Genomic DNA, 17,095 nt, shown 5'->3' on the forward strand with positions numbered 1-17,095 from the left:
GCAACCATTTTAATAATAGCATTTATATAGGTAGCACATCACATATGTGACAGTCCAGTTTCTTTCGATAACTGTCCCAACTGATATTGTGTAAATGGTCAATACCAGTTTCGGCATTTTTACCTTTCATGAATTCAACATACGCCCCATACGGCTTCTGAATACTTACTCTTTAAAAATGCAACCTCTAACTCAAATTTAATTTTATATTTAACTCACTAACCTGTAATATACATGATTTCTATATTACTTTCAAGGCTATCTTTGTTTTTTCAATCTAATCTCATCGACCAAGTTCCAAATAAACTCATCTTTCTCTATAGTTTCTTGGTCTTGTGAGCCATATTTCCTCACATTCACTTCACTATTTTCTACCTCTTTATCACCTACGACAAGTTGGTATGGAATTTTTTGCATTTGTGCTTCTCTAATTTTATAACCCATTTTTTCATTTCTGTCATCAATTTCAACTCGAACACCTTGTGACTTGAGCTCATCTTGAATAAGTCTCGCATAATCATAATGTAAATCAACATTTACAGGGATGATTTCTACTTGTTTAGGTGCTAACCAAGTTGGGAAAGCTCCTTTTGTTTCTTCAGTTAAAAACGCAACAAAACGTTCCATAGTTGAAACAACCCCACGATGAATAACAACTGGTCTATGCTGTTCTCCATCATTACCAATATAAGTTAAATCAAACTTTTGTGGCAATAAGAAATCAAGTTGTGCTGTGGACAATGTTTCTTCTTTACCCATTGCAGTTTGTACTTGTACATCTAATTTAGGGCCGTAGAATGCAGCTTCACCGATGGCTTCTTCATAATCCAAGCCTAATTCATCAACAGCTTCCTTCAACATGCTCTCTGCTCTATTCCACATCTCATCGTCATCGAAGTATTTCTCTTTGTCTTCTGGGTCTCTATAGCTTAGTCTGAAGCTATAGTTTTCAAAGTTAAAGTCTTTATATACATCAATAATTAGATTAACAACACGTTTAAATTCTTCTTTAATTTGATCTGGACGAACAAAGATATGCGCATCATTTAGAGTCATACCACGTACACGTTGTAAACCTGACACAGCTCCACTTGCTTCATAACGATGCATTGTGCCTAATTCAGCAATTCTTATTGGCAATTCACGATATGAATGTGGTTTATTAGCATAAATCATCATATGGTGTGGACAATTCATTGGTCTAAGCACCATTTCTTCATGCTCATCAAGTTTCATTGTTGGGAACATATCCTCTTGATAATGATCCCAGTGACCAGATGTTTTATATAAATCAACATTAGCCATAACTGGTGTGTAAACATGGTCGTAACCCATGCTCACTTCTTTGTCTACGATATAACGTTCAATTTCTCGACGGATTGTTGCACCATTTGGTAACCAAAGCGGTAAACCTGCGCCTACCAATGGGTTGTTTGAGAATAGCTCTAGTTCTTTACCAATTTTACGATGATCACGTTCTTTTCTTTCTTCAAGCATTTGTAAGTGTGCTTTCAAATCTTTTTTATCGAAAAACGCTGTCCCATAAATACGTTGTAACATTTTGTTGTTACTATCACCACGCCAATAAGCTCCAGCTGTCGATAACAGTTTGAATTCTTTAATTTTTGAAGTTGAAGGTACATGCACGCCACGACATAAATCTGTAAATTCACCTTGAGTGTATAGTGTGACATTTTCATCTTCTGGAATTGCATTTATAAGTTCTAATTTATAAGGGTCTTCTGAGAAAAATGCTTTAGCTTCATTACGAGAAACAACCTTACGTTCAATTGGATAATTCTCGTTAACGATCTGTTTCATTGTCTTTTCAATTTTCTCAAAATCATCCGAAGAAAGACTTTCTTCCATATCAAAGTCATAATAAAAACCGCCTTCGATTACGGGACCAACCCCAAAGTTCACATTTCCATACAAACGTTTTAATGCTTGCGCCATAAGATGGGCTGTTGAATGTCGTAACACTTCCAAAGCTTCATCTGTACCAGGTGTAACGATTTCTATATCGCCATCTTCTTCAATTGGTCTAGTTAAATCAATTAATTGGCCATTCAACTTTCCAGCTACGGCTTTTTTTCTTAATCCTGGACTTATTGATTGTGCTATATCTTCTGTTGTTGTGCCTTTATCAAACACTTTCGCATTACCATCTGGAAATTTTATATTAATTTGGTCCATTTAACATTCCTCCTATTTATTCAAGCACTTAAACCAAAGCGAAATACAATTTATCAATAATCGCAGAGAAAATAAAAAGACCCCATCCCTAAAAAGGGACGAGGTCTTCGTGGTACCACCCTAAATTAAAGCTTTTCTGCATAATTACAAAATAGCTTCTCTCTACGTAAGATAACGGTCTTGAGCCGGATGTTCATTACAACATCACTGACGAAGGAGTAATCAATAAATATACTTACCATATCTCAACATCTAATGGCTCTCTGTGAAGTAGTGAAATATCAATCGTATCTTCGTTTCATTTCGTTTGATTTAGATTTAATTATATTATACAACATTTATTTTAGATTTCAATCGTTCCTATAATTTTTTCCTTCTAAATAATAAGGTGTCGCCAAAGTTTTGATACGTTCCATGATTCGGGCTGCTTTCGTTTTCTCAATACCATCACGTGTTACTGAAAGGTGATACTCTAATTCTTCAAAACTTAGGTTAGAGCTAAAGAATGTTGGTAATTCCTGTACCATTCTGTAATGTAATAGAGGTCCTATTACTTCATCTCTAGCCCATGGTGTAATTTCTTCAGCACCGATATCATCTAACATTAAAATATTCGCTTCTCGTACTCTGGATAATTTTGTTTCAAAACTTCCATCCTTAAAACCGCCTTTAAGTGAGCGAATAAATTCAGGTAAATAGACAATAGTAGAAGGAATTTTTTCTGTTTTTAACTGATTCGCAATGGCGCCTAAAATAAAAGACTTCCCTGTTCCAAATGGGCCGTGCAAGTATAATCCTTTAACTTGAGGATCGTGTTTCGTAATTTTATCGCAAATTTTGTTTGCTGCCATTGCAACATCTAATCTATCTCTTCTATCCATGTAAATATCTTCAAGTTTAGCGTCTAAAGTATCACGTTGCATATGGTGCGAAGTAATTAGATGAGAGTTAAACCTTTCTTCATCATACTTTATTTTACACGGGCAAGGTAAATAACGAATTTTGATATGGTTACTTTCAATATATAGTTCTGGAACATGACCTTTTACAAAGTTGGGACAATCCTTATAAGCATGTCCATCATAGTGTTTCACTTGGTCTTTGTATTCTTGTAAAATATTTAAGTCTTCATCTATCATGGCATTTGTCAATTCTGATTGGTGCTCATTTAAAAAGCGTTTAACATCAGAATCATTAATCACATCTTTTTTTATTTTTTCTATACGTTTTGATAAATCATCTGACTCTCCCATGATATTATTAAAAGATTTCATTTATTCGCCCTCCTTCCATCTATTTTTTAATTGATTTAAAAATCGTTCTCTGTCATTTTTTAGCTTCTCATCTTCTTCATCGTTATGCTGTTGTTTATCTTTTTCTGGTTTCTCATCTCGCTCTTCTAACCATTTCGGTGTCATTTCTCTAGAAGCTAATTGTTTTTGTTTATATCTATTTTTGGTAGGATAAGATTCTTTTTTAGGTTGGTTAACTTTCATTGCATATTCATATGCCTGTTCAGCCGTTTTAATACCTTTTTTCTTCCAATTTGATGCTATTTCAAAAATATAAGTTTTAGGTAATTTCATATCTTCCTTCAACATAACAAATTGCAATAGAATATTAATAACACCAAAAGATAAGTTTTCACGTTCAATCAATTCTTCAACCATGAATTTTTGCTGTGTTGTAGGTTCTGATTCTGACCACGATGCTAACATATCAATTGGGCTTGTTTGCTCCAATTGTACCAACCAATTATCAGGTTGACTTGATGTTTCTTCAGAAGTGTTTATTTTTGAAGGAACATTATCTTTTTCTGATTTAACTTGTAAATTTGGTAACTGTTGTTCATGTTCCATTAAATAATAAGTACGTGCATGTTTTCTTAATTCTTCAAAAGATAATTCTTGCGCACTAGTTATCGATTTTAAAATAATACGTTTCATTGATTCAGGCGTCAAACCATATAATGTTGCAATTTGTGTTATTAACGCTTTAGCATCATTCGTAACTATTTTTGAACTAATAAAATGATTTTGCAACAAATCATATAATGTTTCAAAATCAAAGTGAACGTGTGTAAGGTCTATACCTCCATACGGCTTATCATCTTGGATGTGTTCTGTATCTTGCGCTAACGCTTTATTAGGTATTTTAAAAACATCAGTAAATGTACGCGTTACATCTTGATAGCTATTTAAGTCTACAGAACTTTTGGTTTCAAAGTGATGTTTTAATTGTTGATATCGTTGTTTACTTACCTCACTATACAGATAAACTGATAACATGGGGTCACTGAAAAACTGTTTTGCAGTCGGGGGTTGGTTAAGGAAATAAACAAATGAGGAGTGTTGTTCATTATGATTTACATAAGTTTTTACCAAACCAATACCTTCCAACAAATCCATTTCTTTTCTAAATTCTAATAGATTAATTTTTAACTCACTCATAATAATATAGTGTGTCAATACCGCATCTTCTTCGTGTTTCACGAATTGATTTAAATAATGATATAGTCCTGTAGCGTTGACGCCAATCATCGGCGTAAACAATCTATTCAATATTTCTAAATGATTATTGTTTAAATAAAATTCACGCACGACAGTAAAATTATCATGTGGTCTCAATCCATAATCATATGATTGTAACCCCATTTATGAATCACTCCGTTTATTATTAACTAATATACCTTGCATTGATTGTAATAATTGGTCAACATCTTTGAATTCTTTATAAACAGATGCAAATCGTACGTACGAGACTTGGTCTACATGCATAAGTAAATTCATTACATGTTCCCCTATTTCTCTAGAAGAAATTTCAGCATGTCCCTCATCACGCAACTTCCATTCAACGTTATTGGTAATATCTTCTAATTGTTGATAGCGAACTGGTCTTTTTTCGCAAGAACGCACTAAACCATTCAATATTTTCTCACGAGAAAATTGCTCTCGTGTGCCATCTTTTTTCACCACGATAAGCGGTCTTTTTTCTATATGTTCAAAGGTAGTGAATCTTGTTTCACAATTTTCACATTCTCTTCTACGACGAATCGCATTAACTTCATCTGCATGTCTAGAGTCTACAACACGAGAATGAGTCGAATTACATTTCGGGCATTTCATCGAATTATCACCCTCTCATTTATGATTATTTTCTATTATACTATAAATATGCATGTCACAAAAGAATCGCTATTACACAATTTAGGATATGGTAATTAATGGCAAATTTTTTCAAATTAAGTCTTACACATTTTCAACTTGCGACAATTCCCACCTAAATAACTTGCGTTTATTACACTATATGTTTAAATATACACATGTAGTAATTGATCATTAAGCAACTAACATTAACAAAACTCCTTCTAAATTAGCGCATATTTAAGCGCATTAATTTAGAAGGAGTTTTTAAATTATTACTTTCATATTCATATTTATTGTTAATGGTATGAACCCATTTTAGTGTGTTACAGCTGCAACATCACTTTTAAGTAAATGACCAATTTGAGCTGCAACATCCACGACTCTGTTTGAATAGCCCCACTCGTTATCGTACCATGCAATCACTTTAACTTTCTTATCACCCATAACCATTGTACTTTGCGTATCAATGATGGCTGAATGTGGGTTCGTATTGAAATCCATTGATACTAATGGTGCATCTTCAGTTGAAATAACACCTTGCAAATCATTGTCTTTAAATGCTTTGTTAACTTGTTCCCTCGTTACGTCTGTATCTAAATCTACAACCAAGTCTACTAAAGATACATTTTTAGTTGGTACTCTTAAAGCCATACCATGTAATTTACCTTCTAATTCAGGCAATACTTCTTTTAACGCTTTTGCAGCGCCTGTGGAAGTTGGAATAATACTTTCATTGCATGAACGTGCACGTCTTAAATCTTTATGAGGGTTGTCAATATTATTCTGATCATTAGTAATAGCATGAACAGTAGTCATTAATCCATTTTGAATACCAAATTCATCATTTAAAACTTTAGCAACTGGTCCAATGCAATTTGTTGTACATGAAGCATTGCTAAAAATATCGTATTGTTCTATGTCTAATTGATCATTATTTACACCCTTGACGATCATTTGCACATCGCCACCTTTTGATGGTCCTGTTAACAATACTTTTTTAGCTCCTGCATGAATATGCGCAATTGCTTTATCTCCATGATTAAATTTACCTGTTGCTTCTATAGCTATATCAACATTTAATTCTTTCCAAGGTAAATTTTCTGGATTTCTATCAGATACCAATTGAATCACATGATTATTCACTTTAATACCTGCTTCCGTCGGCTCTACTTTTAAATCATATGGACCATGTGTTGTATCATAGTTAATTAGGTGAGCAATTGTTTCAGCTGGGTAGCTAGCATTTATCGCTACTACATTTAAATCTTTATTATTGAGCGCAATTCTCAATACCATTCTACCTATTCTACCCATTCCGTTAATTGCAATATTTGTCGTCATTCGAAGCACCCCTCGTTTTAGTGTTATACTTTATGGAAATAGTATAACATAAATCCGTTTATAAGAAAGCGTTTTCTAAAACAATTATAAAATTCTTTATGTTAAGTAATCTATGCTTATAGTAATACAAATACATATATTTTATAACCGATTCTCTTTTTAAATCAAAAACATAGCTAAATTTTTTGGCTCAAGATACATTATAAATACTATCCTTCGGTGTTCATACGTAAAAAACCATCCAATTTTATAATGAAAATTGGATGGTTTTACAATTCAATTATTGTGCTTCTTCAGTATCACTCTCAATGTAACCTTCTTCAAGCAATAAATCTTCTAAGTTTTGTTTAAGTTCTAATTTGGTATCTCTATTGTCTATGACATGATCTGCCATTCTTCGTTTTTTATCAATTGATATTTGACTGTATACACGTGCTTTTGCTTCTTCCATTGATAAATCATTACGTTCCATCAATCGATCTATTTGAATGCTTTCAGAAGTATACACTAACCACACTTCGTCTACAGTTTCCTGTAAGTCATTTTCAAATAATAATGGAATATCCATAATCACGTTATAACCTTGCCCAAGATATATGGCTTTTTCTTTCTCCATTATATCACGAACAATTGGATGAACAATTTCATTTAAAATCAACCTTTTTTCTGGTTGATTAAAAATAACTTCACCAACATATGATCTATTCATATTACCATCTTCATCTATTGCTTCATCGCCAAATACTTCTTTGACACGTGTTAGTCCTTTAGTTCCTTTTCCCACAGCTTGTCTTGATGCAATATCTGCATCAACAACTTTAAACCCGTGTGCAGTTAAAAGCTCTGAAACGGTTGATTTACCTGATGCGATACCACCAGTTAGTCCTATAACTTTTGGCATATTCTCACTCTTCCTTTATTTTTGGCAAGTAGGGCAGTAATGACTGTTTCTAGTTGCAATTACTTGGGTTTCTATGTCATTCCCACAAACCTTACAAACCTTTTGTTTATAAACATTAAGATGTTGTTGCATCGTTCCAGTACTACCATCTGCATGACGATAGTCGGAGATACTTGTTCCACCATATTTTATACCCGATTCTAACACATCTCGAACATAGTAAAACAATATGTCGCGTTCTTGATTATTTAATGATTTTGATAACCGAGCTGGATGTATACCTGCCCTAAACAATGCTTCGCACGCATAAATATTGCCACACCCCGAGATTACTCTATGATCTAAAATCATTTGTTTAATCGGCTTATTTTGATATGTTTTTTTATCAAACCAAGCTATATAATGCCCTTTTGCTTCTTCTTCAAAAGGTTCTGGAGCAATTTCTAAAAATGAAGGATAAGCCTCGAAATCAGGTACATTTCTAATTTCTCCAAACCTTCTAATATCTGAATAAACTAGTAGTTTATCGTTATCTAACTTAAATATAACATGCCAATGTTTTCTATAATTTGGCACACTAATATCTTCAATTTTATCAACCACAAAGAATCCACCAGCCATACCTAAATGACTGATGAGTATCCTTTCTTCTTCACCTTTTTCTAGGTGAAACACAATATATTTACTACGACGTTCAATCTCTTTAATCACATATTGTTCCGTGAATTTTTGGAATGTATCTAATGCCATACCTTTAATTATAGTTTCGCGTTGGCTTGCCTTACCTTCCTTAACTTTCTCGGAAAATATAACAGATTCAATTTTTTGACCGGTGGCAAACGGTTTAATACCTCTTTTTACATGTTCTACTTCTGGGAGTTCAGGCATTTAAGTACCTTCTTTCTATTTTGCATCATACCATGTTGCCCCATAACTAGATTCTACTTTTAATGGAACATCTAGTTCAAGGGCATTATCCATGATTTCTTCTATAAATTTACTGAATGCTTCAACTTCATCTTTCGGTAATTCAAAAATCAATTCATCATGTACTTGTAATAATAACTTTGCGTGAAAATCAGTATGCTTAATTTCTTTATCAAAGTTAACCATAGCTAATTTAATTATATCAGCAGCACTACCTTGAATTGGGGTATTCATTGCGGTTCTCTCTGCAAAACCTCGCAAATTGAAATTTCTGCTTGTGATATCTGGAATATATCTACGACGGTGTAACAAGGTTTCTACATAGCCTTGTGCTTTACAATCTTTAACGATATCCTCCATATATTGTTTCACGCCAGGGAAACTATCTAAGTAGTCATCAATAAATTGTTTAGCTTGTTTCCGAGTTATTCCTAAACTCTGACTCAAACCATAATCACTGATGCCATAAACAATACCAAAGTTAACTGCTTTAGCTTGTCTACGCATCATGCCGTCTACTTCATCAGGCTCTACATCAAATACTTTCATCGCTGTTGCCGTATGAATATCGTCATCATTAATAAATGCTTGTTTCATACTTTCGTCTTGTGTAATATGAGCTAGTACACGGAGTTCAATTTGCGAGTAATCCGCAGAAAAAATAACATTGTTATCATCACTAGATTTAAATGCTTTTCTTATTTTTCTCCCCTCTTCTAAACGGACAGGAATGTTTTGTAAATTTGGATCGATAGACGATAATCTACCTGTTTGTGCTAATGTTTGATTGAATCTCGTGTGAATACGATTATCATCACTTATAACCTTCTGTAAACCTTCGACATAAGTAGATTGTAACTTAGCAAGTTGTCTGTATTCTAATATATATTCTATAATTGGATGTTGTCCTTGTAATTGTTCTAGTACATCTACTGCAGTAGAATATCCCGTTTTTGTTTTCTTAATTACCGGTAACTCTAATGTTTCAAACAATACGACACCTAATTGCTTTGGTGAATTAATATTGAATGATTCACCTGCAGCTTGATAAATATTGTCAATCAGTACATCTAATTTAGTCTGAATTTCTTTTTCCATTTCTTCCAAGTCACTAGCAACAGTGTAAATCCCTGTTTCTTCCATATCACTTAATATGCGCGCTAATGGCAATTCTAAATTGTCTAATAAATCTGTTTGGTTATATTCGATTAATTGTTCTTGCATGATTGGTTTAACTTGACTAATTGCTTCTATCACAGTTGCAACATAATGATTCAATACATCATCTTCAGGTAAATGTCTTTTTTTACCTTTTCCATATACTTCAACACTTTGTTGAACATAGTGCTGACCGTAATTGGTAACTACAGAGTTAACGTCATCAATAGCTCGAGAAGGATCGATAATATAACTTGCAAGCATTACATCAAAAATAATATTTTTAATATCTATACCTAACCTATGTGCAACAATATATGTTTTTTTTGCATCATAAACGTTTTTTTCTGTTGTATCATCTTCTAACCAAGTTATAAGTTCAGGATAATCATGAATAGTTGTTGCATCAATAACAATATGGTGCTCACCATCAAACAATGCAAATTTCAAAATATCATCTTTCAAATAATTAGTACCATCTAATTCAAAATGTACAGTAGCAGAAGTTAAAGCTTTAAAGTTAATATTTGTAAAATCAGATTCTACATTTAGTTCTTTTTCTTCAGCTGTAGAATGTGTCCCATCAACATCTATTTGCTCAAGCAATTGTTTAAATTCTAATTTTTTAAATAGATCAATTTTAGCTGAAGTATCTGGATTTTCTGGTAACTTTGTATCTTCTAACGAAATCTCTATAGGACTTTCACAATTAATTGTTGCGAGTTCCTTACTCATCAACGCATCGTCTTTACTATTTTCTAGTTTTTCTTTCAATTTCTTGCCAGAAACTTCATCCAAATGTTCATAAACATTTTCCACGGTTGAAAACTGTTTTAATAACTTAATTGCAGTTTTTTCGCCGACACCCGCAACACCTGGGATATTATCTGATGCATCACCCATCAAACCTTTCATATCTATGATTTGATTTGGGACTAAACCGTCATATTTTTCGGCAATAAAATCAGGTGTGTAATGATCAACATCAGTCACACCTTTCTTTGTGTAATAAATTGTAACATCGTCCGTTGCTAGTTGTGTTAAGTCGCGATCACCTGTAACAATAATAGTTTCAAATTGTGCGCTATCTGCCTCTTTACTTAATGTTCCAATGATATCATCTGCTTCATAATTTTCTAATTCATATCTTTTAATTTGGTAAGCATCCAATAACTGCCTTACATAAGGAAATTGCTCACTCAGTTCGGGTGGCGTTTTCTGACGTCCCCCTTTATATTCACTATATTTATCATGTCTAAATGTAGTTTTTCCTGCATCAAATGCAACAAGAAAATGTGTAGGCTGTTCTTCTTTGATTATCTTTTCTAGTAACATTGCAAATCCATACACGGCATTAGTGTGTATACCTGCTTTATTTTGTAATAGTGGTAAAGCATAAAAAGCTCTAAAGCTTAGACTATTACCATCAATTAGAATTAATTTATTCACTATTTTAACCTCCAACACATATTTATTTAACATTTTAGCATAAATCACTAACTTACCTATATCGAAACGTTATTATACTTTTTTTATAATCAACATATTAATTGTAAATATATTGCTACTATCATTTATTATGAAAAATTCTCTTAGCTCTAATACTAGCTTAACATGTTTATCCCTTTTAAATATACGCTTAACTGTTCAATTTCACGCAGTTTCTACCATTTAAAAAAACATAAAAAACCGACGTCGATTTTAAAATTCAGACGTCGATTCCTCACTTATATACCTTAAGCTAAACTACAAATAGTGTCAGTTCAGTGTTTAGATACGATGCATTTTTATATTTTGCTAGCAATATGCTTAATTGATAATTGTCATATTCATAAATTTTTATTTATCATCACTATTTAAAAAAAGTGACTCTAAATGTAGAACCTTCTCCAAGTGTACTATAGACATTAATCCTACCGCCATGCGCTTCCATAATGTGCTTAGTGATAGATAAACCCAGCCCAGTACCACCTGAATCTCTACTTCTCGCTTTATCAACGCGATAAAAACGTTCAAAAATATGTTTTTGATCTTCTTCACTTATTCCAATTCCAAAATCTTGCACTTCCATGATACGCTTTTGGTCTTCTTTATAAACACGGATTATCACATCACTATCTTCCTTAGAATAACTAATCGCATTTGATAATAAGTTAAGCGCAACTTGAGATACTTTATCTTGATTTGCATCAATAACAATATCAGAATCAATTTCATTAATTATAGTTATGTTTTTGTCTTCCGCAATCTTTTGTATGTTCTTAATTGTTGTTTGTGCTATGTCAGACAAACTCATATACGCAGTTTCTATTTCTGTCTGTTGTTCTACATGTGATAAATCTAATAAATCAAATACTAAAGTCTCAATACGGTCGGACTCTTTAGAGATAATTTTTAAAAAGTCATTGAGTGTTTGTTCATCATTTTTAGCACCGTCTAATAACGTTTCCGCAAATCCTTTAATTGACGTAATAGGTGTTTTCAATTCGTGCGATACATTAGCTACAAATTCACGCCTTAAATTCTCAAGTTTTTTAAGATTCGTTATATCGTGTAAAACAATGACCATACCGTAAAGGTTTTTCCTTGTTCTTGATAATATTGGAACACAAGCTGTATCAAAATATTTCTCGTGCACTTGATTGATAGTTAATTTAATTTGGTCATAAATAGGTTTCTCAACTTTAAAAGCTTCAGTAATTAACCTTTGTAATTTAATATCGGTAAAATCAACATAACTTTTATGTTCAACAGCTTCATCTGGTGTAAATACATGATAAAACGATTTATTTGCTACAACAATTTCACCATATTTATCAATCATTAATATTGAACTCGGGATATTTTCAACAGTTGTTTTCAACCTATTTGATTGCAGTTTCTGTTTATGATTAAGTCTTTGCAACCTACGTGCTAGCTCATTAGTAGTTACAAACAATTCTCTTGTCTCTTTGACATTGCTTTCTGGTACCCTTACATGATAATAACCTTCAGCCAATAGATTTGTGGCGTAAGTCACTTCATTAATCGGTCTAATATATGTTCGATTAATGCTTCTTACAACTAAAAATATAATAATTAATACAAACAAACCAATAATCGCTATATATTTCCAGACTTCAATCTGTATTTCTAAAATCTCATTGTTTATACCACTAATTAAAACATCTTTATTATTTATAGATGTCTTAAAGGTAAATCTATGGTCATCATTTTGCTTATCATATGTCAGTTTAGAAGGAATAGCGGGATTATTTATATCATTATTAATTTGCGTCCCTTGTTTTGTCGAAAACAAGACATCGTTATTTTCTTTAATATACACTGTAAGTTCTTCGCTTTTAGCAACATCTTTCATCTCTTCTTTTTTATCATCATTATAGAGATTCACAAAATGTTGTGCTTGGTGTTCTAGATCGCCTTCTTGTCCAGTTGTAATAGTATTATGGATTACATGTGTGATAATAGTGCCTAATATTAAAAAGCTAATAATAACGATGGTACATAATAAAAATAAAAGTCTTTGGTGAAACTTGAGCATTAGACTTTAGGTCTTTCCAATTTATAGCCCAACCCTCGAACTGTTTTAATGAGTTTTGGTTGTTTAGGATTTTCTTCTAATTTATCTCTCAAATGACTAATATGTACGTCCACAATTCTAGAGTCTCCTGCGAATTCATAATTCCAAACTGAATTCAACATGTGCTCACGAGTGATAACTCTTCCCTGTCTTTCAATAAGGTATAATAACAATTCAAACTCCTTTGGAGTCAATTCTAGCAATTCGTCTTCTCTATATACCTCAAAATATTCTGGTCTGATTCTTATTGATCCAATCAGTATATCATCTTCATCATTTTCAACTGGTACTGCTTCATTAACAATCGCTGATCTTCTTAATATTGCCTTCACTCTCGCTACCACTTCTCTTGGTGAAAATGGTTTAGTCATGTAGTCGTCAGCCCCTAATTCAAGGCCTAACACACGATCAAATTCATCATCTTTGGCCGTTAACATCAGAATAGGCACTAAATTTTTATCAGAACGTATTGCTTTACAAACTTCTATACCATCTTTTTTAGGAAGCATGACATCCAACACAATCAATTCAGGGTTTGTAGAGTTAACTTTTTCTAATGCATCTTCTCCATCATAAGCAACTTCTACTATGTATCCGGCTTGTTCTAAATTATATTTTAATAAGGTTACGATTGATTGTTCATCATCTACTACAAGTACTTTTTGTGACATAGTATACCTCCATAATTGTGTTTACAAATTAATTATAACTTATATTTTAATAAAAATAACATAGTTTAAAATTTTTTAACAAAAACTTTACAATGCACTTATTAGCAAACTACGCCAATATACATACGATATTTGTGACTTTAGAACATACAGAGTATCTAGCCAAGTCACTTGATTGATTACACTATTCTAATTACCCTTAGTTAATAAAATCTTAACATTTAATTCATAATATGAACACTTATTATATGATAGTCAAACAAATATCAGCTAAAAGTCATTAAAAAATTACACTTTTACATTTAATCAAAAAAAGCTGACTTACTCTAGTTTACTCTTTTTATACTATAAGTTTTAAACTTATAGAGAGAAGAAATAATCAATTTTACTATAATAATTTCTTTACTATCCATCGAGATAACTAGATAAAGAAAAGCCTGAGACATCTTATCATGTCTCAGACTTAACTAGTGATTCTAATTCAAAGCATATTAGCTTTGTTATATAGAATTATAAGTTTTTAATTAATTCGTCTGCAAATTCTGAAGTAGACACTTCTTTTGCCCCGTCCATTAGACGAGCAAAGTCATAAGTTACAACTTTAGAAGCTATCGTTTTTTCGATTGAACTTGTAATCTTATCAGCAGCTTCTTGCCATCCAAGATGCTCTAACATTAATACAGCACTTAATAACTCAGATGATGGATTCACTTTGTTTAATCCAGCGTATTTTGGCGCAGTACCATGTGTAGCTTCGAAAATAGCATGTCCAGTTTCATAGTTGATATTAGCACCAGGAGCAATACCAATACCTCCAACTTGTGCAGCTAACGCATCTGATACATAGTCACCATTTAGGTTCATCGTAGCCACTACATCGTGATCAGCTGGACGAGTTAGAATTTGTTGTAAAAAGATATCGGCAATTGAATCTTTAACAATAATTTTACCATCTTTTTCAGCTTGATCTTGTGCAGCGTTTGCAGCATCTTTACCTTCTTTTTCAACGATTTCATCGTATTGTTGCCATGTAAATACTTTATCTCCAAATTCATTATGCGCTAAATCATAACCCCATTGTTTGAAAGCACCTTCAGTAAATTTCATGATATTACCTTTATGTACTAGTGTTAATGATTTACGGTTGTTATCTATAGCATATTGAATTGATGCACGAACTAAACGTTCTGTACCTTCTTTAGAAACTGGTTTCACACCAATACCTGATGTTTCAGGGAATCTAATGTTTTTGGCACCCATTTCGTCTTGTAAAAAGTCAATTAATTTTTTTGCTTCTGGTGTACCTTCTTTAAATTCAATACCAGCATAGATATCTTCAGTATTTTCACGGAAGATCACCATATCTGTATCTTCAGGACGTTTTACAGGTGAAGGGACGCCTTGGAACCAACGTACTGGACGTAAACATGTGAATAAATCCAATTCTTGACGTAAAGCAACATTCAGTGAACGAATTCCACCACCAATTGGTGTAGTTAATGGGCCTTTAATCGCGATTAAATATTCTTCAATTGTTTCAAGTGTTTCTTTAGGTAGCCATTCGCCAGTTTCATCGTATGCTTTTTGGCCAGCTAATACTTCTTTCCATTCGATTTTCTTTTCGCCGTTATAAGCTTGTTCAACTGCAGCGTCAATTACGCGGCTTGCTGCATTCCAAATATCAGGGCCGATGCCGTCACCAATAATAAATGGAATAGTTGGATTATTTGGTACTGTTAAACCTTCATTTGTTTTAACTACTTTTTCTCCTGCCATGTAAAAAAACCTCCGTAATTTTGAGTTCTATTTTAGTAGTACTAACCAATATCATACATGAATTGTTAATAATTTCAATTTTTATAAATAGAATTATTTATTCAATTAAAAATTTATCTTTTTTCAATTGGCTCATAAGTTCTATTTGTTTCACCAATATATTTAGCTCTTGGACGCATAATTCTGTTATCTCTATACTGTTCTAAGATATGAGCGATCCAACCAGAAGTTCTACTTACTGCAAAAATTGGAGTGAATAAATCGTGATCAATATTCATACTATGATATACAGTCGCGCTAAAGAAATCGACATTTGCTATCAATCCTTTTTCAGCTTTCATTTTATCTGCAATTTTGACTGAAATATCAAACAATTGACTTTGGCCTGTTTCTGAAGTGATTTTTCTACTCATTTCTTTTAAGTATTTAGCTCTTGGGTCGCCATCTTTGTATACGCGGTGACCAAAGCCCATAATTTTTTCTTTATTTTTAATTTTATTATCAATATATTCATCGACTTCATCAATAGACTTCACTTCAGATAACATGCTCATTACACGTTCATTTGCACCACCGTGAAGTGGCCCTTTTAATGAACCAACAGCTGCTACGATGCCTGAATACATATCAGATAATGATGATACTGCACATCTAGCTGTAAATGTCGATGCGTTCAACTCATGATCCGCGTGTAAAACAAGTGCTTTATTAAATGCTTCAATTTCAATTTCAGAAGGTAATTCTCCTCTTAACATATACAAGAAATTACCCGCATAGTTTAAATCACTACTTGGTTTTACAATTTCCTTTCCTTCTCTAACACGTGCGTATGCCGTGACTAATGAAGCAATCTTAGCTTGAATACGTACAGCACGATCCAGTGTTTGACTTTCTTCTTCATCTTCAGCATGCTCGTCAAAATGAGCAATATATGAAACTGAAGTTCTTAAAGCTGTCATTGGATGAACGTTGCCTGTCGCGTATTCTTTAAAGTGGTTATACACTCTAGGATTTAAAGTCATATATTCAAACAGTTTTTGTTTTAAGTCTTTTAATTCATCCTCATTTGGCAATCGATAATGCCATAATAAGAAGATAATTTCTTCAAATTCAGCATTCTGCGCTAAGTCATCAATATCGTAACCAGCATAAGTTAATTGGCTATCGATAATAGAACTTACTTTTGTTTCAGATGCAATTACCCCTTCTAAACCTTTCTGTAACTCTGCCATATATAAATTCCCCTTTTCTATTTCATTATGAAATGGCTTTCAAAATTCATTATATCCAACATTGACTCTTTTGTGAATATTTTGAGTATATTTTCTTACCAAATCAATATGAAATACTTATTTGTTTATATGCCCTATAACACACTTCTATCTTTTACATTGTTATA

At 32.7% G+C, this 17,095-nt stretch carries 12 protein-coding genes and 1 riboswitch; all 12 genes read right to left on the bottom strand.

Annotated features, from left to right (window positions below):
- Positions 1–23: 23 nt before the first annotated feature.
- Positions 24–198: riboswitch (Lysine riboswitch) on the bottom strand.
- 60 nt (positions 199–258) lie between these two features.
- The 12 genes from thrS to ACF91D_RS15170 all read right to left on the bottom strand — a co-directional run bounded on the left by thrS (position 259) and on the right by ACF91D_RS15170 (position 16,928).
- Entirely contained in the window at positions 259–2,196 is a 1,938-nt protein-coding gene (gene thrS / locus ACF91D_RS15115) for a threonine--tRNA ligase (protein ID WP_039069384.1), read from the bottom strand.
- Between the two features lie 350 nt (positions 2,197–2,546).
- Positions 2,547–3,470 (bottom strand): primosomal protein DnaI, encoded by a 924-nt coding sequence (gene dnaI / locus ACF91D_RS15120; RefSeq protein WP_327620564.1) that lies wholly within the window; start codon positions 3,468–3,470, stop codon positions 2,547–2,549.
- Positions 3,471–4,850, bottom strand: a complete 1,380-nt coding sequence (dnaB, locus tag ACF91D_RS15125) for a replicative helicase loading/DNA remodeling protein DnaB (RefSeq protein WP_327620563.1) — start codon at positions 4,848–4,850, stop codon at positions 3,471–3,473.
- The gene (gene nrdR / locus ACF91D_RS15130) at positions 4,851–5,321 is read right to left on the bottom strand and encodes a transcriptional regulator NrdR (RefSeq protein ID WP_017724710.1); all 471 of its coding nucleotides are present in this window, start codon (positions 5,319–5,321) and stop codon (positions 4,851–4,853) included.
- A 336-nt stretch (positions 5,322–5,657) separates the two neighbouring features.
- Positions 5,658–6,683: a type I glyceraldehyde-3-phosphate dehydrogenase gene (gap, locus tag ACF91D_RS15135; RefSeq protein ID WP_039069387.1), complete on the bottom strand. Its 1,026-nt coding sequence runs from the start codon at positions 6,681–6,683 to the stop codon at positions 5,658–5,660.
- 280 nt (positions 6,684–6,963) lie between these two features.
- The gene (coaE, locus tag ACF91D_RS15140; RefSeq protein WP_039069388.1) at positions 6,964–7,584 is read right to left on the bottom strand and encodes a dephospho-CoA kinase; all 621 of its coding nucleotides are present in this window, start codon (positions 7,582–7,584) and stop codon (positions 6,964–6,966) included.
- A gap of 15 nt (positions 7,585–7,599) precedes the next feature.
- Complete coding sequence (gene mutM, locus ACF91D_RS15145) at positions 7,600–8,472, bottom strand: bifunctional DNA-formamidopyrimidine glycosylase/DNA-(apurinic or apyrimidinic site) lyase (protein ID WP_069792194.1); 873 nt, start codon at positions 8,470–8,472, stop codon at positions 7,600–7,602.
- Positions 8,473–8,487: 15 nt separating this feature from the next.
- Positions 8,488–11,118: a DNA polymerase I gene (gene polA, locus ACF91D_RS15150; protein ID WP_039069390.1), complete on the bottom strand. Its 2,631-nt coding sequence runs from the start codon at positions 11,116–11,118 to the stop codon at positions 8,488–8,490.
- Between the two features lie 403 nt (positions 11,119–11,521).
- Positions 11,522–13,210: a two-component system histidine kinase PnpS gene (gene pnpS, locus ACF91D_RS15155; RefSeq protein ID WP_039069391.1), complete on the bottom strand. Its 1,689-nt coding sequence runs from the start codon at positions 13,208–13,210 to the stop codon at positions 11,522–11,524.
- The gene (locus ACF91D_RS15160) at positions 13,210–13,920 is read right to left on the bottom strand and encodes a response regulator transcription factor (RefSeq protein WP_039069392.1); all 711 of its coding nucleotides are present in this window, start codon (positions 13,918–13,920) and stop codon (positions 13,210–13,212) included. Before ACF91D_RS15160 ends, pnpS begins: the two co-directional genes overlap by 1 nt.
- Positions 13,921–14,430: 510 nt before the next feature.
- Positions 14,431–15,696 carry an NADP-dependent isocitrate dehydrogenase gene (gene icd / locus ACF91D_RS15165; protein WP_039069393.1) on the bottom strand — a complete coding sequence of 422 codons (1,266 nt, stop codon included), beginning with the start codon at positions 15,694–15,696 and terminating at the stop codon, positions 14,431–14,433.
- 113 nt (positions 15,697–15,809) lie between these two features.
- Complete coding sequence (locus ACF91D_RS15170) at positions 15,810–16,928, bottom strand: citrate synthase (protein WP_039069394.1); 1,119 nt, start codon at positions 16,926–16,928, stop codon at positions 15,810–15,812.
- Between the last annotated feature and the right edge of the window lie 167 nt (positions 16,929–17,095).

This window comes from Staphylococcus sp. 231237_7MaSpsaltlick (genome assembly GCF_043107035.1).